This is a genomic window from Aeromonas schubertii, from assembly GCF_000820105.1.
Lineage (GTDB): Bacteria > Pseudomonadota > Gammaproteobacteria > Enterobacterales > Aeromonadaceae > Aeromonas > Aeromonas schubertii.
In genome coordinates this window covers 34,491-53,258 of the sequence record NZ_CDDB01000010.1, presented here as the reverse complement: position 1 = coordinate 53,258, position 18,768 = coordinate 34,491, and the positions used below count along the sequence as shown (strand labels likewise).

At 61.2% G+C, this 18,768-nt stretch carries 15 protein-coding genes; 10 read left to right on the top strand and 5 right to left on the bottom strand.

Annotated features, from left to right (window positions below; translation table 11 throughout):
- Positions 1-46 precede the first annotated feature (46 nt).
- The 3 genes from BN1133_RS01685 to BN1133_RS01675 all read left to right on the top strand — a co-directional run bounded on the left by BN1133_RS01685 (position 47) and on the right by BN1133_RS01675 (position 2,236).
- Positions 47-1,240 carry a class I SAM-dependent methyltransferase gene (locus BN1133_RS01685; RefSeq protein ID WP_050664827.1) on the top strand — a complete coding sequence of 398 codons (1,194 nt, stop codon included), beginning with the start codon at positions 47-49 and terminating at the stop codon, positions 1,238-1,240.
- 126 nt (positions 1,241-1,366) lie between these two features.
- On the top strand, positions 1,367-1,651 hold the full coding sequence (ppnP, locus tag BN1133_RS01680) for a pyrimidine/purine nucleoside phosphorylase (protein WP_050664826.1): 285 nt from the start codon (positions 1,367-1,369) through the stop codon (positions 1,649-1,651).
- Between the two features lie 144 nt (positions 1,652-1,795).
- Entirely contained in the window at positions 1,796-2,236 is a 441-nt protein-coding gene (locus BN1133_RS01675; protein ID WP_082177861.1) for a GNAT family N-acetyltransferase, read from the top strand.
- A gap of 48 nt (positions 2,237-2,284) precedes the next feature.
- Here BN1133_RS01675 and fabB read toward each other — a convergent pair whose 3' ends face one another.
- Positions 2,285-3,496: a beta-ketoacyl-ACP synthase I gene (fabB, locus tag BN1133_RS01670; protein ID WP_050664824.1), complete on the bottom strand. Its 1,212-nt coding sequence runs from the start codon at positions 3,494-3,496 to the stop codon at positions 2,285-2,287.
- 89 nt (positions 3,497-3,585) lie between these two features.
- Here fabB and mnmC point away from each other — a divergent pair, with 89 nt between their 5' ends.
- Positions 3,586-5,601 carry a bifunctional tRNA (5-methylaminomethyl-2-thiouridine)(34)-methyltransferase MnmC2/FAD-dependent 5-carboxymethylaminomethyl-2-thiouridine(34) oxidoreductase MnmC1 gene (mnmC, locus tag BN1133_RS01665; protein WP_201785114.1) on the top strand — a complete coding sequence of 672 codons (2,016 nt, stop codon included), beginning with the start codon at positions 3,586-3,588 and terminating at the stop codon, positions 5,599-5,601.
- Between the two features lie 56 nt (positions 5,602-5,657).
- Here mnmC and BN1133_RS01660 read toward each other — a convergent pair whose 3' ends face one another.
- A complete protein-coding gene (locus BN1133_RS01660) occupies positions 5,658-6,251 on the bottom strand; it encodes a DUF922 domain-containing protein (RefSeq protein WP_158453494.1) in 594 nt (197 codons plus the stop codon).
- 205 nt (positions 6,252-6,456) lie between these two features.
- Here BN1133_RS01660 and dcuC point away from each other — a divergent pair, with 205 nt between their 5' ends.
- The 6 genes from dcuC (at position 6,457) to BN1133_RS01630 (ending at position 14,200) form a co-directional block, all read left to right on the top strand.
- A complete protein-coding gene (dcuC, locus tag BN1133_RS01655; RefSeq protein ID WP_050664821.1) occupies positions 6,457-7,809 on the top strand; it encodes an anaerobic C4-dicarboxylate transporter DcuC in 1,353 nt (450 codons plus the stop codon).
- A gap of 81 nt (positions 7,810-7,890) precedes the next feature.
- The gene (locus tag BN1133_RS01650) at positions 7,891-9,528 is read left to right on the top strand and encodes a bifunctional metallophosphatase/5'-nucleotidase (RefSeq protein WP_050664820.1); all 1,638 of its coding nucleotides are present in this window, start codon (positions 7,891-7,893) and stop codon (positions 9,526-9,528) included.
- An 86-nt stretch (positions 9,529-9,614) separates the two neighbouring features.
- On the top strand, positions 9,615-11,264 hold the full coding sequence (locus BN1133_RS01645) for a hypothetical protein (RefSeq protein WP_050664819.1): 1,650 nt from the start codon (positions 9,615-9,617) through the stop codon (positions 11,262-11,264).
- A 35-nt stretch (positions 11,265-11,299) separates the two neighbouring features.
- Positions 11,300-11,794, top strand: a complete 495-nt coding sequence (locus BN1133_RS01640; RefSeq protein ID WP_050664818.1) for a M48 metallopeptidase family protein — start codon at positions 11,300-11,302, stop codon at positions 11,792-11,794.
- 3 nt (positions 11,795-11,797) lie between these two features.
- Positions 11,798-12,568, top strand: a complete 771-nt coding sequence (locus tag BN1133_RS01635; RefSeq protein ID WP_050664817.1) for a DUF2927 domain-containing protein — start codon at positions 11,798-11,800, stop codon at positions 12,566-12,568.
- A gap of 261 nt (positions 12,569-12,829) precedes the next feature.
- A complete protein-coding gene (locus BN1133_RS01630) occupies positions 12,830-14,200 on the top strand; it encodes an L-serine ammonia-lyase (RefSeq protein WP_050664816.1) in 1,371 nt (456 codons plus the stop codon).
- Positions 14,201-14,241: 41 nt separating this feature from the next.
- On the opposite strand, the gene BN1133_RS01625 is transcribed toward BN1133_RS01630, so the two are convergent.
- The 3 genes from BN1133_RS01625 to BN1133_RS01615 all read right to left on the bottom strand — a co-directional run bounded on the left by BN1133_RS01625 (position 14,242) and on the right by BN1133_RS01615 (position 18,724).
- Positions 14,242-14,445: a hypothetical protein gene (locus tag BN1133_RS01625; protein ID WP_050664815.1), complete on the bottom strand. Its 204-nt coding sequence runs from the start codon at positions 14,443-14,445 to the stop codon at positions 14,242-14,244.
- 139 nt (positions 14,446-14,584) lie between these two features.
- Positions 14,585-16,558, bottom strand: coding sequence for a methyl-accepting chemotaxis protein (locus BN1133_RS01620; protein WP_050664814.1), 1,974 nt, complete (start codon positions 16,556-16,558; stop codon positions 14,585-14,587).
- A 153-nt stretch (positions 16,559-16,711) separates the two neighbouring features.
- Entirely contained in the window at positions 16,712-18,724 is a 2,013-nt protein-coding gene (locus BN1133_RS01615) for an alkyl/aryl-sulfatase (RefSeq protein WP_050664813.1), read from the bottom strand.
- Between the last annotated feature and the right edge of the window lie 44 nt (positions 18,725-18,768).

Sequence of the window (18,768 nt, the reverse complement as noted above, 5' to 3'; positions counted from 1 at the left end):
ACCTAAAATGTGGCCCCTTTTTCATATCTGCTAAGTGGCTGTCACCATGAGCGCATCCATCATCCTCGTCGGCGGGCGGGAAAAATCCCTGCTTCGCCGTCATCCCTGGGTCTTCTCCAAGGCCATCGACAAGGTCAAGGGCAAACCCGTCAACGGTGAGACGGTCGATGTCTTTGCCCAAAGCGGTCAATGGCTCGGCCGCGGCGCCTGGTCAGGCAGCTCCCAGATCCGGGTGCGGATCTGGACCTTCAACCGGGACGAAGCCGTCGATCAGGCCTTCTTCCTGCGCCGCCTGGGCGATGCCCAGGCCGCTCGCGACGATCTGATCGCCCGCCAGGGGCTCACCGGCTATCGCCTGTGTGCCGCCGAATCCGACGGCCTGCCCGGGGTTACCATCGATCGCTACGGCGATTTCCTGGTGTGCCAGCTGCTCTCGGCCGGTGCCGACTATCAACGTCCGCTCATCGTCGAGGCCCTGCGCACCCTCTTCCCCGCCTGTAACATCTTCGAGCGCTCCGATGTCGCGGTGCGCAAGAAAGAGGGGCTTGAGGAGTTTGTGGGCGTACTCCATGGTGAAGCCCCCGCTGAGCCTGTGGTGATCGAGGAGAACCAGGGGGTCAAGATCCTGGTCGATATCCAGGGAGGCCACAAGACCGGCTTCTACCTGGATCAACGGGACAACCGCCAGGCCGCCACCAAGTACACCGCCGGCAAACGGGTACTCAACTGCTTCTGCTACACCGGCGGGTTTGGTGTCTACGCCCTCAAAGGCGGGGCCAGCGAAGTGGTCAACGTGGATGTCTCCCAGCCGGCATTGGACACGGCCCGTCAGAACGCCGAGATCAACGGTCTGGATCTCTCCCGCGCCCACTTCCTGCGTCAGGATGTGTTCAAGCTGCTGCGCGAATACCGGGAGAAGGGTGAGAAGTTTGACGTCATTGTGCTCGATCCGCCCAAGTTTGCCGAGAGCAAGGCCCAGCTTGACGGCGCCTGCCGCGGCTACAAGGACATCAACCTGCTGGCATTCCAGTTGCTTGCCCCGGGCGGCATCCTGCTCACCTACTCCTGCTCCGGCCTGATGCCGGCGGATCTGTTCCAGAAAATTGTGGCCGATGCCGCACTGGATGCAGGTCGCGATGCCCAGATCCTCGAGCGCCTCTCCCAGGCCCCGGATCACCCCATTGGCACCGCCTACCCGGAAGGGTTTTACCTCAAAGGGCTGGTCGTCAGAGCCCGCTAACCCCTCTTCGTCGGCGCCCTTCGGGGCGCCTTTTTCGTCCTTTCCCTGCCCCGCTCACAATCTTCATGACAGCCAGAATCCCCCGTGCTAACGTGCCAGGGACTGTGCCAATGCAAGGATGTAAAGATGTTGAAAAGCAATGAATATTTTGACGGTAATGTCAAATCCATCGGCTTCGAGCAGAAGGGTGAGAAGGCGACTGTCGGCGTCATGGCCCCCGGTCACTACGAGTTCAACACCGCCGCCCCCGAGCGTATGACGGTGATCAAGGGCGCCCTCATCATTCAACTCAAGGATGAAGACGAGTGGCACACCTATGAGGCAGGCCAGGCGTTTGCCGTACCCGGTCATTCCAGCTTCAGGCTGGAGGTCAAACTGGCGACAGCCTACCTCTGCGAGTTTCTCGATTGATGATAAATAGGGGCCGAAAGGCCCCTTATCTTTTCTGCTGCTTTTTGTTAGCATGGCGTTGCACTTGGTGTTTTTTGCAGCAAAAACTCAGGAATTATGACTGTTTCGATACGGAATATCCGCCATGATGACTGGTGCGCTATCATGCGTATCCAGGCCCAGTGTTACCACGATGTCACCCCGGAGCCCTTGCCCATCCTGCAACAGAAGGCGCAGCTCTCTCCCGACACTTGTTGGGTCGCCGAACGCAGTGGCGAGGTGCTGGGCTACCTGCTCTGCCACCCCTGGCACCATGGGCATCCCCCCTCGCTGTCACGCCCCATTGAACAACTGGACGGGGATGATCTCTTCTATATGCATGACCTCGCCATCTCGGATCGCGCCCGTGGTCTCGGTGTCGGACAGCGTCTCATCGACACGGCGCTCAGCCATGCCAGGGAAGATGGCTACGATGAAGTGGCACTGATCGCGGTACAGGATGCGCCCGCCTATTGGCGCCGCCAGGGGTTTGTCGCCAGCCCTACCGGCAAGTGTCTGGCCGAATATGGCCAGGATGCCCAGTTTATGAAGCTCAGACTGGGCTAGAAATGAAGAGGGCGCCCTGATGGCGCCCTCTTTTCAACCGGATCCGGCTCAGCCTTTGAACTTGCTGAACACCAGAGAGGCGTTGGTACCGCCAAAGCCGAAGCTGTTGGACATGACGGTGTCGAGGGAGGCCTCTTCGGCCTCGTGCACGATGGGCAGACCGATGGCTTTCTCGTCCAGGGTCTCGATGTTGATACTAGGCGCGATGAAACCGTGCTCCAGCATCAGCAGGGAGTAGACCGCCTCATGCACGCCGGCGGCGCCCAGAGAGTGACCTGTCATCGCCTTGGTGGCGGAGAGCTTGGGTGCGTTGGCACCAAACAGGGTCTGGATCGCTTCCAGCTCCTTCACGTCACCGACCGGGGTCGAGGTGCCATGAGTGTTGATGTAGTCGACTTTCTCCACACCGGCCATCGCCATCTTCATGCAGCGGATGGCGCCTTCACCGCTCGGGGCGACCATGTCGTAACCGTCTGAGGTGGCACCGTAACCGGTGATCTCGGCATAGATGTGGGCACCGCGGGCCAGGGCGTGCTCGAGCTCCTCGACCACCACAATGCCGCCGCCACCGGAGATGACGAAACCGTCGCGATCCGCATCATAGGTGCGGGAAGCCTTTTCCGGGGTGTCGTTGTACTTGGTCGAGAGGGCGCCCATGGCGTCAAACTGGGTGGTCATGGACCAGTCCAGCTCCTCACCGCCGCCGGCAAAGATGATGTCTTGCTTGCCGAGCTGGATCAGCTCCAGCGCGTGGCCGATGCAGTGGGCAGAGGTGGCACAGGCCGAGCTGATGGTGTAGTTAACGCCACGGATCTTGAACGGAGTGGCAAGGCAGGCAGAGACGGTAGAGGACATGGTACGGGGCACCATGTAGGGACCGACACGCTTGACGCCCTTTTCACGGGCGATGTCACACGCTTCCAGCTGGTTCTTGGCAGAGGCGCCACCGGAGCCCGCCACGATACCGGTACGATCGTTTGACACCATGTCGTCGGTCAGTTTGGCGTCGGCGATCGCCTCCTGCATGGAGAGGTAGGCATACGCAGAGGCGTTGCCCATGAAACGCATGACCTTGCGGTCAATCAGCTCGGACGGGTCGAGTTTGATGTTGCCCCAGACACGGCTGCGCAGGTTGTACTGCTCGAACTGCTCGGAATAGGTAATGCCGGACTTGCCCGCTTTCAGGGAGGCCAGTACTTCTTCCTTATTGTTGCCGATACTGGAGATGACGCCGATACCGGTGATCACTGCTCTTCTCATTAATCCATCTCGTCTGGTAAAACTGGCACCGAGTCTACCCGCTTTCGGCTGCCAAACTGGTCTGCTTTCACGTAGAATGCCCGCGTTTTGTGACGGGAGTTGAAGTCAACGTGAGCCAAACATCGCTACATCATGCCCGATTGGAGTGGAATGAGGCGGGCACGCCGGTCTCCAGTGAGTTCGGGGATGTCTACTTTTCCAATGATAATGGGCTAAACGAAACACGCTACGTCTTTTTGCAGCAAAACCGACTACCTGAGCGATTTTCCCGCCATGATCGCGACCAGTTCGTGATTGCTGAGACAGGCTTTGGCACCGGCCTCAACTTTCTGGCCAGCTGGCAAGCCTTCGCGGCTCATCTCGCCACCCGCGAGACGGGAACACGCCGCCTGCACTTTACCAGTTTCGAAAAATTCCCCCTGACCCGCCCCGATCTGACCAAGGCCCTGGCCGCCTGGCCCGAGCTGTCGGACTTTAGCGAACAGTTGGTCGCCCAGTGGCCCCTGGCGCTGCCCGGCTGCCATCGACTGCTGTTTGATGAAGGGCGCGTCACCCTGGATCTCTGGTTTGGCGACATCAAGGAGAACCTGCCCCGGGTACCCCATGGTCAGGACGGTCTGGTCGACGCCTGGTTTCTTGACGGCTTCGCCCCGGCCAAGAACCCCGAGATGTGGACTCCCGAACTCTTTGCCGCACTGGCCCGCCTGGCCCGTGCCGAGGCGACCCTGGCCACCTTCACCTGCGCCGGGTTCGTGCGCCGCGGCCTCATCGAGGCGGGCTGGGCTATGGAGAAGGTGAAGGGATACGGCAGCAAACGCGAGATGCTGGCCGGAACGCGCCGGGACAAGACACCTTGCTCGGGCCTGCAGCGCGCATATCCTCGCCCGGCGGGACGCGAAGGGGAAGTGCTTCTTGTCGGCGGGGGGATCGCCTCGGCCATGACGGCCCTCTCCCTGGTTCGCCGTGGCCGCGCCGTGACCCTGTTGTGCGCCGATGCGGCGCCCGCCGGCGGCGCCTCGGGTAACCGCCAGGGGGCACTCTATCCCCTGCTGGGGGGCGAACACGACACCCTGTCACGCTTCTATGCTGCGGCCTTTCCCTATGCCCGCGAACGCCTTGTCGAACTGGCCGCCCGCCATGAGGTGGCCTTCGAGCTCTGTGGGGTGACCCAGCTCGCCTATGACGACAAATCGACCCAGAAGATCGCCAAGCTGCTGACCGGTCCCTTCCCCGCCGAGCTGGTTTACGCCGTCCCGGCCATCGAGATGGCGTCGGAGCTAGGTCTTCCTACCGGCTGCGCCGGTGTTGCCTACCCCCGGGGGGGTTGGCTCTGTCCGGCCGATCTCACCCGCGCCGCGCTGGCAGAGGCGGCAACCAGCGGTCTGCTGACCCAGCATTATGGTGCCGAGGTTACCCACCTGTCACAACACGGGGATCTGTGGGTTGCCGAAGGGCCGAGCGGCCGCTGGCAAGCCCCGAATCTGGTGGTGGCCGCAGGCCATCGCCTGCCTGAGCTTATCCCGTTTGCAGCCCTTCCCCTCTATCCGGTGCGCGGCCAGGTGAGCCACGCCAGGACCAACCCGGCGCTATCGCGCCTCAAGCAGGTACTCTGTTACGACGGCTACCTCACCCCTGGCCATCAGGGTCGTCACTGCATCGGCGCCAGCTATGGCCGCAATCAAACCGGGCTTGACTACCGCGAGGAGGAACAGGCAAGCAACCGGGAGCGGCTAATCGCCTGCCTGCCCGAGCAAGAGTGGCCACTCGGGGTCGATCTCTCGGATCGGGAGGCCCGGGTCGGGGTGCGATCGGCGAGTCGGGATCACCTGCCCGTCATGGGGCCGGTGGCAGTCTTGGAGCGTCTGGAACAACGATGGCGCGATCACGACGCCGATCCACAGTGGTCACTGCCGACCTGGCCAGGACTGTTCGTCCTCGGGGCCCTCGGCTCGCGGGGCCTGTGCTCGGCCCCCCTGTGTGGCGAGCTGCTCGCCGCCGAGATCTGCGGTGAGCCTCTCGGACTGGATCGAGAGCTGCTCGATGCCCTCCATCCGGCCCGCTACTGGAGCCGGAAGCTGCTCAAGGGAAAACCCCTCGGCCTCTAGTCCCCGGTAACGAGCAGGGCCGCCTGATGGCGGCCCTGCTTTTCAATGCACGCTGACTACCCTTCACCGGGCCAACGCAGGCCCAACATCTCCCCGTGCCGGGTCTGACGCTGAAACGAGTCGATGCGCCTCTGCCCCTGCTCAAGCTCTTTCATACCCGCCTTCCAGGCGCTGTAACGCAGGGCGTCACAGCTCGGCTCGGCAGGCAGGTCGGCCAGGGCGATCCCGATCCGGGTCGCACTCTGCAGCACCATCTCCTTGTGACGCGCCTCGTAGTCGAGCAGGCCTGCGGTAATTCGCTCCCAGCGCAGGCGCTCCTGGCGAGAAGCCTTCCCCTTCTCCAGCCAACGGGGGATAAGCAGGGTCGCATCGGTGGAGACAACGATCTGGCGAATGGCGCACCCCTGTTTTCCCTGCTCGAGCTCAAGGCGCCAGTCGAGACGATAGCTGGCCTTGCCCAGGGCCACCTTTCCCTGATCCCGGGGCGCCACCCGGTCAAGCGCCGACGGCAATGCCCCCATATCGGGGGCACTCACATCATAAAACCTGACATTGATGACGGTCTCGGGCAACACCGCCGGGCGTGCCATCGAGCCATAGGTAAGTGGGGAGAGCAGCAACAGCATGCAACCTGCTCCCCATCGCTTCATCGAACCCCTCATACGCCGAACCTTTTCTGCCATGACCCACCCGCAAAACCCCATCCTCTCTAGCCTATGTGCATGATCAACCCTGCGCAATACGATGATTAAATTCAAATAATGCTTTGTGTCACAATCGGTCCGCTTTTTGCTCGTGCCACTACCACCTTGGGAATAGAATCCCCCCGCACTTACTCATAACAGGATACTCAACATGATAGAGCTGATTATCGGCACGCTCGTGACCCTGCTGGTCGGGCGCGCCATCTTCAAGGGCTACTCGGCAACCGGTGTGTTGCTCGGCGGTGGCCTGTTGCTGCTCACCATCACGGCCCTGCTTGGCAAGCCGGTTCTGCCCTCCAAGGTCACCAGCACCGGCTTTATTGCGACCGATATCTTCGAATACGTTCGTTTCCTGCTCAACGATCGCGGGGGTGGACTGGGGATGCTGATCATGGTGCTGTGCGGCTTCGCCGGCTACATGAGCCATATCGGTGCCAATGACATACTGGTCAAGCTCGCCAGTCGCCCTCTCAAGATCATCAAATCCCCCTATGTGCTGCTGGTCGCGGCCTATCTGGTGGCCTGCGCCATGTCCCTGGCGGTCAGCTCGGCAACCGGTCTTGGGGTATTGCTGATGGCCACCCTGTTCCCGCTGATGGTCAACATGGGCATCTCCCGTGGCGCTGCCGCTGCCGTGTGCGCCTCTCCGGCCGCCATCATCCTGGCTCCCACCTCGGGTGACGTGGTGATGGCCGCTCAGGCCGCCAACATGCCCCTGCTCGACTTTGCCTTCAAACTGACCCTGCCCATCTCACTGGTGGCGATCGCCTGCATGGCAGCGACCCACTTCTTCTGGCAGCGTTATCTGGATCGCAAGGCGGGCGAGCGCAACGCCCCGGTCGCGCCGAGTGAGCTCAAGACTACGGCGCCGTCCTTCTATGCCATCCTCCCCTTTACCCCCATCATCGGCGTGCTGATCTTCGACGGAAAATGGGCTCCCCAGCTCGACATCGTCACCATCATCGTCATCTGCATGGTGCTGGCAACGCTGCTCGAGCTGGTGCGCATTCGCAACGGCAAGCAGCTGCTTGATGGCCTGCAGGTGTGCTGGCGCAGCATGGCCGATGCCTTCGCCGGCGTGGTGATGCTGCTGGTCGGTGCCGGGGTATTTGCCCAGGGACTGATGACCATCGGCTTTATCGACACCCTGCTGGCCCACGCTCAGGATCTCGGCTCGGGCGGCATGATCATGATGCTCTCTCTGGTGGTGATCACCACGCTGGCGGCCTTCACTACCGGCTCGGGTAATGCCCCCTTCTATGCGTTCGTGGAGCTGATCCCCAATCTGGCCAGCAGTCTCGGGATCAACCCGGCCTATCTGGTGATCCCCATGCTGCAAGCCTCCAACCTGGGTCGTACCATCTCCCCGGTCTCAGGGGTGGTGGTGGCCTGCTCCGGCATGGCCAATCTCTCCCCGTTTGAGGTGGTCAAACGCACCAGCCTGCCGGTTGCCGTCGGCCTGCTGGTGGTCATCATCGCCACCCAGATCATGGTTCCCGCCTGATAGTATCTGGAGGACCGGCAAGGCTGGTCCTCCCTCTTCCCCTGCGCTAGACTCTCCCTTTCCCGCTTCGAAGGAGGCCCTATGCCTGTTGCCCTTCATCTTGTTCATATGAGTGACTGTCACTCCCACTTCGATGGCGCCCCCCTGCGTTTCCAGCTCCCCGATGGCCAGAGCCAGGTCACCGAGTGCGGTGGCTACGGGCGTATTCGTACCCGGCTGGACCAGCTGCGTGCCGAGGCAAACCGCCAGGGCGAGCCGCTGCTCTTCGTCCACGGGGGAGATACCTTTCAGGGCTCTCTTTACTTCAACCGGTTTCGCGAGCGGGCCAACGCCGAGCTGCTCTCCCTGCTTGCCCCTGACGCCATGGTGCTCGGCAACCATGAGTTTGATCTCGGCAACGAGGCCCTCTCCCACTTTATTCGCCACGTCCCCTTTCCTGTGCTGGCGGCCAACATGGATAACCGCCACGAGCCGGCCGATTGCCAGGCTCCCCTCAGAGGCCACCCCAACCTCTTCGATCACGAGCATCCCTGGCTCGAAAAGAGCCTGGGCGGGGTGCGTTTCGCCCTGCTCGGGATCACACTCTCCCAGATGGCCGATATCGCCAACCCCGATCCCTGTACCCGTTTTCATCCTGTGATGGAGACGCTCGGCGCCGTACTGGAACACATTGCAGCCGCCGGGATCGTGCATATCATCCTCCTGAGCCACTTGGGCATAGAGCAGGACAAACGCATCGCCGAGCGCTTTCCCCAGATCAGCCTCATCGTCGGTGGACACACCCATACCCTGCTCGGGGATCTGCAGCATCTGGGGATCGAGCATGCCGAGCATTACCCTCTCTGGCACCATGGCGTGCCCCTGTTTCACGCCGGACACAGCGCCCAAACGCTGGGGCACTGCCGCCTCGACTTCGATGAACAAGGCAGAGTCATCGCGGCCAAAGGCGAGACCCAATGGCTCCCATGGGAGCCGCTACCCGGTCTGGATCGCTTCCCCGTCGTGTTCGCAGACCCGCATATCGAGCACCACCTGGCCCACCACTACCGCAGCGTGCTAAGCGAGATGGGGCGCCATCCCCTGACCCACCTGCCCGCCCCCTTGCATCACCAACGCCTGCCGGATGAGCGTTATCCACACGGCAGCGAGCTCGCTCCCCTGGTAGCCAGCGCCATGCTGCACACCACCCGGGAGCAGTGCGGACCGGTGGACTTTGCCCTGCATAACGCAGGTGGGGTTCGCTGCTCCTTCGAGGCGGGCGCCATCACAGAAGCGGATGTGGCCGGGCGGCTGCTTCCGTTCGCCATTCCGCTCATCCTCTACGAGGTGTATGGGCAAGAGCTGGCCGATGCCCTGGAGGGCGCCATCAACAACGCCACCGATAACGGTGTGGTGGGTAATGGCAGTGGCAGCTTCCCCTATGTGGCGGGTATGCGTTACACCTATGACGCCGCGGCCCCCCTCGGGCGGCGCATCACCCGCCTCGAGATAAAAAGCGCACAGGGCTGGCAGCGGGTTGCTCCCCAGGCCCTCTATCGCGGGGTTTCGAGTGCCTATACGGCCTCGGGCAAGGAGGGATACACGGCGCTGCGCCGTACCCTGCACCACCAGCGCCGGGAACTTGGCATTACCCTGGCCGATGCCTTTATCCGCTGGGCCCGTCAGCAGCCCGAGCTGGTCGTACAGCCCCCGTGCATCACGATGCAGCCGCATCCCTGAGTCATAAATCACACCGGCCCCATTGTCAGCAGGGGCCGGGATCGGCAAGATACCCGCATCCTGTTCAGCCTCAGTTATCCATACCCATGAATCGTCCGATGCGCCTCGCGCCTCCCCGTCACCATCCGCAGCTCACCCCCGCTATTGTGCTGCTGACCGCCCTGATGGCTCTGCTGTTTTGTCTGCGCAACCCCCTCTTTTATGGCATGGCCCCGGGCTTTGATGCCTCGCTGTTTGCCGTGATGGGCAAGATGTGGGCCGATGGGGGTGTCCTCTATCGCGACATGATCGACATCAAGGGGCCCATGATCTTCGCCTTCGATGCCCTGGGCTATCTGCTCGGCGGATTTCGCGGGATCTGGGGACTGGAGTGGTTGGCCTGCTGGTTGGGCCTGCTGGCGAGCTGGCATGCCCTGGAGCAGCTGGGGCTCTCTACCCGGGCTCGGCTGGGCAGTTTGCTCGCCATCCTGGCCCTCTACGGCACCCGCTACTACTACGGCAACATGACCGAGGACTGGACCTTCCACCTCGCCCTCATCGGTCAGTGGGCCTTCATCACCCTGCTGCTCGATGGTCGCTTTCGCCTCTTTCCGGCATTGGTGGCGGCCCTCACCTTTGCCCTGATCGCCTGGATGCGGCTCAACAACGGCGCCCTGTGGGGCGCCTGGTACCTGACCCTGTTCCTGCTCTGGCTGACCCAGGGGCAGTGGCGCAGTGCCCTGTTGCTGCTGCTCTCCAGCCTGGGTGGCCTCACGCTGGTGGGGGGGCCACTGCTGGCCTACTTCCAGTACCACCAGGTGATGGAAGCCTTTACCTACTACTCCTTCTCCATCTTCTTCGAGGGGAGCTACGGCAATGGCACCTCACTGGCCGTCGGGGCTGTGGGACTGTTTCGCACCGGTCTTGTCATGCTGTTACCGGCCTTTGTACTGCTGATGTTAAGCCGCAGCTGGTACTGGAGCATGCCGGTGTTGGCTGCCACCTTGCTGGGGGTACTCTTTACCCTGGTCGCCAACTCGGTATCGGGACACGTGTTCGATCACTACGACGTGCTCTATCTGCAGCTCGGCGTGCTGCCCCTTGCCTGCCTGCTCGATCGCTGCAAGGAGCAGGGGGACAACCTCGCCCTGCTCTGCGTTGGCAGCGTGATCCTCACCGCCGCCTGGCTGCTGGCCCAGCAGCTGGGCTTTGGCTGGAGCAACAAGGAGTGGAGCCTGGAGCGAGTGCGTGAAGTGCTGGGTCTGAGCCTGCTCTGGGCCCTGCCGATCCTGTTGCTGCTGCCCCTGTGGCGAGCCTGGGACGTGCGCAATGTCACCCCCTGGATAGCCTCGTTAGCCATGCTGGTGGTGATGCTCGACAACGCCTGGGACGGCACCCAAAAGGGACGCCCCTTCAACGAGCCCGCCGCGGTGCGTGTCGAGCAGATCCTCGCCAAGAGCAAGCCGGATGACACCATCTGGGTCGACGGGATCTGGCCTCAGTACTATCTCTGGACCGATCGCACCCCCGCCTCGGCCTACCTCTTCTTTGCCAACGTCAATCCCCCCTACGACGTGCGCGAGCGTACCCTGGCCGACCTCAAGGCCAAGCAACCCCGCTTCATCATCGGCAAGCAGGCGCGCATCAACGACCTGATAGCCAACTTGCAAAAGCAGCCCCCCTCGACCCAGGCCTTCTACCTCTATCTGCTGGATCACTACGAGCAGGTGGCCGACGGTCTCTATCAACGGCGTTAATCTGACGGGGCCCTCGGGCCCCTATCCGGGATCCCATGCAATTACCCTATCTCAACGGCTACCCAGACTCTCTCAAGGAGCAGGTCCGCGACCTTATCCGCAGCGAGCGTCTCGGTCCCCTGCTGGCCAAACGTTATCCGGATCGCCATCAGATCCAGAGCGACGGGGCCCTGCGCGACTATGTACAGGGGCTCAAGAGCCGCTATCTCAAAAGCTCGTCCCCCCTCTCCAAGGTGGTCTATGACGGCAAGATCAACATAGTGCGCGATGCCCTTGGGCTGCACACCTATGTCAGTCGGGTGCAAGGCAGCCGCCTCAAGAGCAAGAACGAGATCCGCATCGCGGCCCTGTTCAAGGAGGCCCCCCCGGAGTTTCTCGAGATGATAGTGGTGCACGAGCTGGCTCATCTGAAGGAGAAGGAACACAACAAGGGGTTTTACCAACTCTGCTGCCATCTCTGCCCCAACTATCATCAATGGGAGTTCGATCTGCGTCTGTGGCTCACCTGGCGTGACCTCACCAAGGAGTGACCCTTGCATCCACTGGCATGGCTACTGCTTCTGTTTGCTCCCCTGCTCTGGGCGGCCGAGCCCTGGCAGCGTACCGACTACCTGACCAGCAGCTTTCTCGAGATCGCCCTGCGTCGGGAGTACTCGCCGGGTAAAAAGCTCCCCTTGAGTCGCTGGGAGAAGCCCATCCGATATCATCTGATCAACGAGAGTGGTGATCGCCCTCTCCAGACGGAGCTGGTCCGGGTACAGATGAGCCACCTTTCCCATATCACGGGTGTCAAGGCGACGCGGGTGGCGGCGCGTCAGGAGGCCAATCTGGTGATCGTCATGACCCGGCAGAGCGCGCTCGAAGGCTGGGCCCACACTCTGATAGGCAAGAGCGAGGAGCTGCCCGCCGCCCTCGCCGATGGTCTGTGCCTGGGTAACTTCACCACCCGGGGCGGTGCCATCGACACGGCGGCCGTCCTGATCCCCACCGACAGGGCCAGGGACAAGGGGAAGTTTCTCGACTGTGTGGTGGAGGAGCTGACCCAGGTGATGGGGCTCCCCAACGACTCGGATCGGGTCTTTCCCTCCATCTTCAATGACCACAGTGTCGATCACTTCATCACCCCTCTTGACTACCTGCTGCTGCGTATCCTCTATGCCCCCGAGCTCAAGAGCGGGATGCACAGGGAAGACGTCGCCGCCACACTGCCGACCATAGTGACGCGACTGGCCCGCGAGGGAGCGATCAACCAGGCTCCGCGTCTGGCCAGAGCCGGTAGCCTGCGTGAGTGGGCCGGCCTCTAGTTCCCCCTTGGGCACAGGCATCGGGCTTTTGCTCCCGCTTTTGTTGATAGTCCCTTAACAAATTGGCGGTGAGCCAAAAATAATTTTATACTCCGCGCCCAAACTCAACAAAAATAGATCCATTTCAACTTTTTTTAAGTCTGGAACGGTTACACTGGGCCGCAGTTGATAAAAAAACCGGTGCGGCCCAACGATGCGGGTCGCCCGTAACAGAACCGGTGAGCAGGCCCTCGCCTGCCCCTACCCTGAGGTATTGAATACATGATCAGCGTTTTTGACATCTTCAAAATCGGTGTTGGTCCCTCCTCCTCCCACACGGTGGGACCCATGAAGGCGGCCAAGCAGTTTGTGGACGAACTGCGTGCCGGCGGCAAGATCCGCGACATCACCCGCATTCAGGTGGATGTCTATGGCTCCCTCTCCTGGACCGGCAAGGGCCACCACACCGATACCGCCATCATCATGGGTCTGGCCGGTAACTTGCCCGAGACCGTGGATATCGATGCCATTCCTGATTTTATCTCCCGGGTCGAGCAGACCGGCCGCCTGCCTATCGGGCTGCACTGCCATACCGTCAGCTTCCCGCGCGAGGCCATGGTCTTCCACGATGAGGCCCTGCCCCTGCACGAGAACGGCATGAAGATCTCTGCCTTTATCGAAGACCAGCTGGCCTATGCCAAGACTTACTACTCCATCGGTGGTGGCTTCATCGTCGATGAGGAGAACTTTGGCAAGGCAGACAGCGGCGACATGCCGGTGAGCTACCCCTTCAAGAGCGCCGCCGAGCTGGTGGCCCACTGCAGCCAGACCGGTCTCTCTATCTCCTCCCTGATGATGGAGAACGAGAAGTGCTTCAATACACCGGAAGAGATCTACAAGAAATTCGGCAAGATCTGGAACACCATGCGTGAAGGGATCGAGCGCGGCTGCCGCACCGAAGGCGTGCTGGCCGGCCCGCTGCGGGTTCCCCGTCGCGCGGCTCCTCTCTATCGCCAGCTGACCACCAACGAGAACCTCTCCAACGATCCCATGAACATCGTGGACTGGGTCAACATGTTTGCCCTGGCCGTGAGCGAAGAGAACGCTGCCGGTGGCCGCGTGGTCACCGCACCGACCAACGGCGCCGCGGGTATCATCCCGGCCGTGCTGGCCTACTACGACAAGTTCATCCAGCCGGTAGGCCGTGACGACTACACCCGCTTCTATCTGGCGGCCGGTGCCGTCGGCATCCTCTACAAGATGAACGCCTCCATCTCCGGCGCAGAAGTGGGTTGTCAGGGTGAGGTCGGTGTCTCCTGCTCCATGGCCGCCGCCGGTCTGACCGAGCTGATGGGAGGCAGCCCCGAGCACGTCTGCGAGGCCGCCGAGATCGCCATGGAACACAATCTGGGTCTGACCTGCGATCCGGTCGCCGGCCAGGTACAGGTGCCCTGCATCGAGCGTAACGCCATCGCTGCCATGAAGGCGGTCAACTCCTCTCGCATGGCCCTGCGCCGCACCTCCAAGCCGCGCGTCTCCCTGGACAAGGTCATCGAGACCATGTACGTGACCGGCAAGGACATGGACTCCAAGTACCGCGAAACCTCGCGCGGTGGTCTGGCCATCAAGGTGATGCAGGTCGCCTGCGAATAAGGCAAGCCGACATGAGAAAGGCGGGGAAATCCCCGCCTTTTTTATTCCTTCCCCTCCCGCTGGCGCAACTGACACAACAGAGCTCCCGCCAATGAGGGAGGGAGTGCAATCAGCGCCATCCAGGGCCAAGGCATACCACTGAGGGAGGCCGTAAACAGCAGGGTTGCCAGGAGTAGCAGATTTGCACCTATCATCAGCGTTAATCCCTCCCGAACGCAGAGAGAGAGGCTATCGGTTTGCTTCATGGGATACACCTTTGCTCTTTACCATTCCCAGAGAATGCAAGCCTCAAGCCAATCCCACCTCACTGTTAAATCAACGAGTTGAGAATAGCTCGGCCATAGACGCCGAGATCATTCCCAATTTGCCTCGCACAATGGCCACTCAGCGGATCCGGTATTGACGGATCTGCGCCTCGATGGCCCTGGCCAGCTCGAACAGCTCCCGGCTCGCCTCCTGACTCTGTCTGGCGTGTTGCTCCTGATGCGTCGCCACCACGGCAAGCTCATCGAGCGCCTGACGCGCCGCCGTCATCTGTGAGCACTGGTTGCTGGCCAAGGCAGCCATGGCATTCATGCCGTTTGCCCCCTCCCCCATCTGCCGGCTGGTGGCAAGCAGGGTGGCGGTGGCACTGTGCATCAGTTGCTGGCTCTCCTGGCCCAGTGCGCGGGACCCCGCCATCGCCTCGCTGGCCTCCTGAGAGCCCTTTTGCAGTTGCGAGACAAGCGCCTGCACCTCCTGGGTCGCCCTCTGGGTGCGCACCGCCAACTGGCGCACCTCGTCGGCCACCACGGCAAAACCGCGCCCCTGCTCACCGGCCCTGGCCGCCTCGATGGCCGCATTGAGCGCCAGCAGGTTGGTCTGATCCGACACCTCGCGAATAAGGTTCATAATGAGGGTAATGTTGTGGGTCTCCTCCACCAACTTATCGAGAATGGTGGAGGAGCGGTTGATGCTGCCGCTCAGGGTGTCGAGGCAGGTGGCACTACGCTGCACATCCTGCTCGATGCCCAGCATGCTGAGGGCGGCGCTGCGGGCCTGCTCGTTAGCGCCTTCGGCACGCTCGGCAATGGCCCGGGCGGTATTATCTATGCTGTCCATCACCCGGGTGAGCTCGACAATGCTGCTCGCCTGCTGCTGCGCCTCGGCGGCCAAAGCCTCGGACTGGGCCATGGTCTGGGAGGATTGTGCCGAGAGGGCCGAGCCCGAGTGCTGAAAATGGGCAAAGCTCTGGTTGAGGGTCTGAATCAGGCGGTTGAAGTTATCGGCCATGTTACCGAGCTCGGCACCGTCATAATGTTCGAGGCGGGTACCCAGGTCCCGATCGGCCGTGATGTGACGCATGCTGTCGGCGGCACGACGGATCGGGCGACTGATGGTGTGAGCCAGCCAGATGGCGATCCCCATGGCCAGCACCCCAATCCCGAGCGACACCAGGATCACCTGCTGGCGCGCAGCGGCCATCCCTTCGTTCAGCTCCCCCTGATCAATTTCCCCGATCAAGACTCGATCAAGGGTCGGCAGATAGCGCACCGCCAGCAGAAAATGGCGATCACCCAGGGTCACATTACCGATGGCGACGCCCTCACGAGAAGCCGGGATGAGACGCTGCACCTCATCCCCAAAGGCAGCCTGATGATGAGCCGCCTTGAGATCCTCTTTCCCCTCGGGGTGGATCTCAATCTTACCGCTCATGTCCGCGAGATAGACCCGGCCACTCTTGCCGATGCGATACCCGCCGATCAAGGTTGCCAGGCGGGACATATCCACCGAGGTGCCGGCAACACCGATTGTACGTCCCGCCGCTGTGACGGCCGTATTGATATAGAGGGAGGCCTTGTGGTCAAAATCCGAGATATCGAGATTGAGTTCATAGGATTTGCCACGCTCGAGAAAACCGTAGAACCACTCATCCTTGGGATCCTGACGGTTCAATGCCTTGCTCGCCGCCCCATTTTGGCTCAGGTTGATCAGGGTGGCACTGTGCAAGGGTGCGATGAAGACATTTCCCCCCAGTCGCTGCTGTACGCTGGTCAGGTAGGCCTCAAGAGACGGCCACTGCTGCTCGGGAGCCCCCTGCTCCAACCAACTCACCAGGTAGGGGTTACTGGCCAGGGCCTGGGCTTCGGTCAGATAGCGCACCAGATCTGCCGAGAGCTGGTTGGCGATCCGCTCGACACTGCTGGGTAACTCGAAGCGCTCAATTCGCTCCTGGGCCTGATCCCGGGAGAGGTGCTCCTGCACCAGGGTGACAACGGCGATACTGAGGATCAGAAGCAAGGTGATACTTGCCACGAGACGGGTTCGGATCCCGAGGCGGGACCAGGGAACAAGAGACGAGGGGATAAGCTTCTCCATGGGGCTCTCCTGCTGGATTGGGTCGCAATCGGCGACACCAGAGCATAGGAAGCCCATATGAATCTTTCATTGCGTTTAACCAAGTGGGGGGAGCCATAAGAAAATGCCGGCAAAACGCCGGCATTTGGTCTAAGTGGCAAACTCATCATCACATCATTCTTTGATCCGGTTCTCCTGCTGCAGCGGCAACACCAGGTTCATGTTGTTTTTGATAGTGAGATCAAACAGGCCGGGAAGCTTCTCCAGCACCTTGGCATCTCCGCTCACCTTAGCCTTACCCTCATTGAGCAGCGCATCCATGGTGACCTTGCCGGCGAGGAAGGCGAGCAGCTCGGGCTTGGCTATCTCCAGAGTAACGTCGGCTTTACTGGCCTGGTAATCGCTCAGGCTGTTGAATACCCCGTTATGAAGGTCAATACCGAACGGCTTGTCTCCTTGCAAGATCAGGTTGATGACATGGTTACCCACCTGCTCGGCCTTGACCTGATCCATCACCATACCGAGGTAGGGCATCAGCATGTCGCCAGGCAGACCCGCTATCACCTCCGGCGAGGTGGTGGAGAGCTGGTTGGGGACATTGCCCCCCATGCGAAGCTCCTGGGCCCCCGACAGATAGAGGTTACGGGTCAGCGTCGTCTCGTCCTGATAGCCCAGTTGCTCGAGTGCATCGGCCATCAGCAGCACGGCCTTCTGATTAGCGGGATTGGAGGCGACGATATTGTTGAGAAGTTCGGCCGCGAAGCGGTAGTCCCCCTTGTTGACACTGTTTAAGGCGGCCTCCAGTACCTTATCCTCCCCACCAAACGCCTCCACATACCGCTTGCCACGCTCATCATCGGGATACTGCGCCAACTTGGCCGCATTGCCATCAAACCAACCCAGATTGCGGATGTAGGTCGATTTGAGATTATTTTTCAGGTTGCCGTAGTAGGGGCGGTTGTCCCAGTTGTTGAACACCGACTTGGGCAGCAGTGCATTTTCGGCAATCTCATCGGGACCATAGCCGTAGTTGGCATAGCGCATGGTGGTATCGAAGAGGGACTGGTAGAGATCCCGCTGGTTCTTGAGGTACTCCACCACCTTCTCATTACCCCAGACCGGCCAGGTATGGGGTCCAAAATGGACCTGGGCCTTCTCACCCCAGCGACCCAGTGCCTGGTTGATATATTTCGCCCAGGCGGCGGAGTCGCGGATCTGGGCCCCACGCAGGGTATAGATGTTGTGCTGCAGGTGGTTCACATCCTCGGCCATGGAGAGCGCCCCCCACTTGGGGATAAACATCACCATCTCGGAGGGGGCCTCGGTATGGGGGACCAAATTGAAAACAAAATCGACGCCGTCGATGGTGACCGTCTCATTTTCCTTGGTGATGAAGTGGTTCGGAATGGGCAAGGAAGAGGCATCGTTGGCCAGGGCCGGGCCGAGGGCGCTGGTGACTATCCCCTTTTCGTTGACCTTGAGTACGTTGCCATATTGATAGCCGGCACGGCGGGCCATGATGTTACCCCCCATGACGTTCTCACTGACCGCCTCCTCCACGAATCCCTCCGGGGCCAACACGGGTAACTTGCCACTGCTCACATCCTCGGGAGTGGCCAGCCCCGCCTCATAAATACCGCCAAAACCACCGAAGTGATCCGCATGGCTGTGGGAGATGATCACCCCTTTCAGCGCCCGTTTGCCACGATGCTGCTCATAGAGCTCGATAGAGGCCTTGAGCGCCTTGCCAGAGTACTCCACGTCATAAAAGACCATCCCCTTGTCGGTCTCTATGATGGTGAGATTGGAGAGATCCTGACCACGCACCTGATAGATATGCTCGCTGACCTTGTAGAGGCCCCCCCGGTTGACCAGCTGCGCGTGGCGCCACAGACTGGGGTTAACCGAGGCCGGAGCCTTGCTGTTTTGCACATAGTTCATGGCGGTGGCACTGAAAACCCCGGCGATATCTCCCTGGTTGAGCAAGGGGGCAATAAAGCCGCGATCCGCATCTTCGAAGGCGCTCTTGTTGTCAAAATCCAGTTCCTGATAGACCTTCTCATTCGCCGCCTTGGTAAAGGCCGTGGCCTCCTTGCCCTGGGTGTTGTAGTCATAGGCCATCGCCATCTGTGAGGCGACGGCCATTGCGATAAGGCTGACTCTACCAAGCCCGTTTCCCATCTTCATTCCACTGACTCCTTGTCGTTCGACTATGAAAGCGTGAGCCGCTC

Bases quoted from the DNA above. Each gene is read 5' to 3' on its own strand.
- BN1133_RS01685 (WP_050664827.1), top strand. From the start codon at position 47: ATGAGCGCATCCATCATCCTCGTCGGCGGGCGGGAAAAATCCCTGCTT.
- ppnP (WP_050664826.1), top strand. From the start codon at position 1,367: ATGTTGAAAAGCAATGAATATTTTGACGGTAATGTCAAATCCATCGGC.
- BN1133_RS01675 (WP_082177861.1), top strand. From the start codon at position 1,796: ATGCGTATCCAGGCCCAGTGTTACCACGATGTCACCCCGGAGCCCTTG.
- fabB (WP_050664824.1), bottom strand. From the start codon at position 3,496: ATGAGAAGAGCAGTGATCACCGGTATCGGCGTCATCTCCAGTATCGGC.
- BN1133_RS01660 (WP_158453494.1), bottom strand. From the start codon at position 6,251: ATGAAGCGATGGGGAGCAGGTTGCATGCTGTTGCTGCTCTCCCCACTT.
- dcuC (WP_050664821.1), top strand. From the start codon at position 6,457: ATGATAGAGCTGATTATCGGCACGCTCGTGACCCTGCTGGTCGGGCGC.
- BN1133_RS01650 (WP_050664820.1), top strand. From the start codon at position 7,891: ATGCCTGTTGCCCTTCATCTTGTTCATATGAGTGACTGTCACTCCCAC.
- BN1133_RS01645 (WP_050664819.1), top strand. From the start codon at position 9,615: ATGAATCGTCCGATGCGCCTCGCGCCTCCCCGTCACCATCCGCAGCTC.
- BN1133_RS01640 (WP_050664818.1), top strand. From the start codon at position 11,300: ATGCAATTACCCTATCTCAACGGCTACCCAGACTCTCTCAAGGAGCAG.
- BN1133_RS01630 (WP_050664816.1), top strand. From the start codon at position 12,830: ATGATCAGCGTTTTTGACATCTTCAAAATCGGTGTTGGTCCCTCCTCC.
- BN1133_RS01625 (WP_050664815.1), bottom strand. From the start codon at position 14,445: ATGAAGCAAACCGATAGCCTCTCTCTCTGCGTTCGGGAGGGATTAACG.
- BN1133_RS01620 (WP_050664814.1), bottom strand. From the start codon at position 16,558: ATGGAGAAGCTTATCCCCTCGTCTCTTGTTCCCTGGTCCCGCCTCGGG.
- BN1133_RS01615 (WP_050664813.1), bottom strand. From the start codon at position 18,724: ATGAAGATGGGAAACGGGCTTGGTAGAGTCAGCCTTATCGCAATGGCC.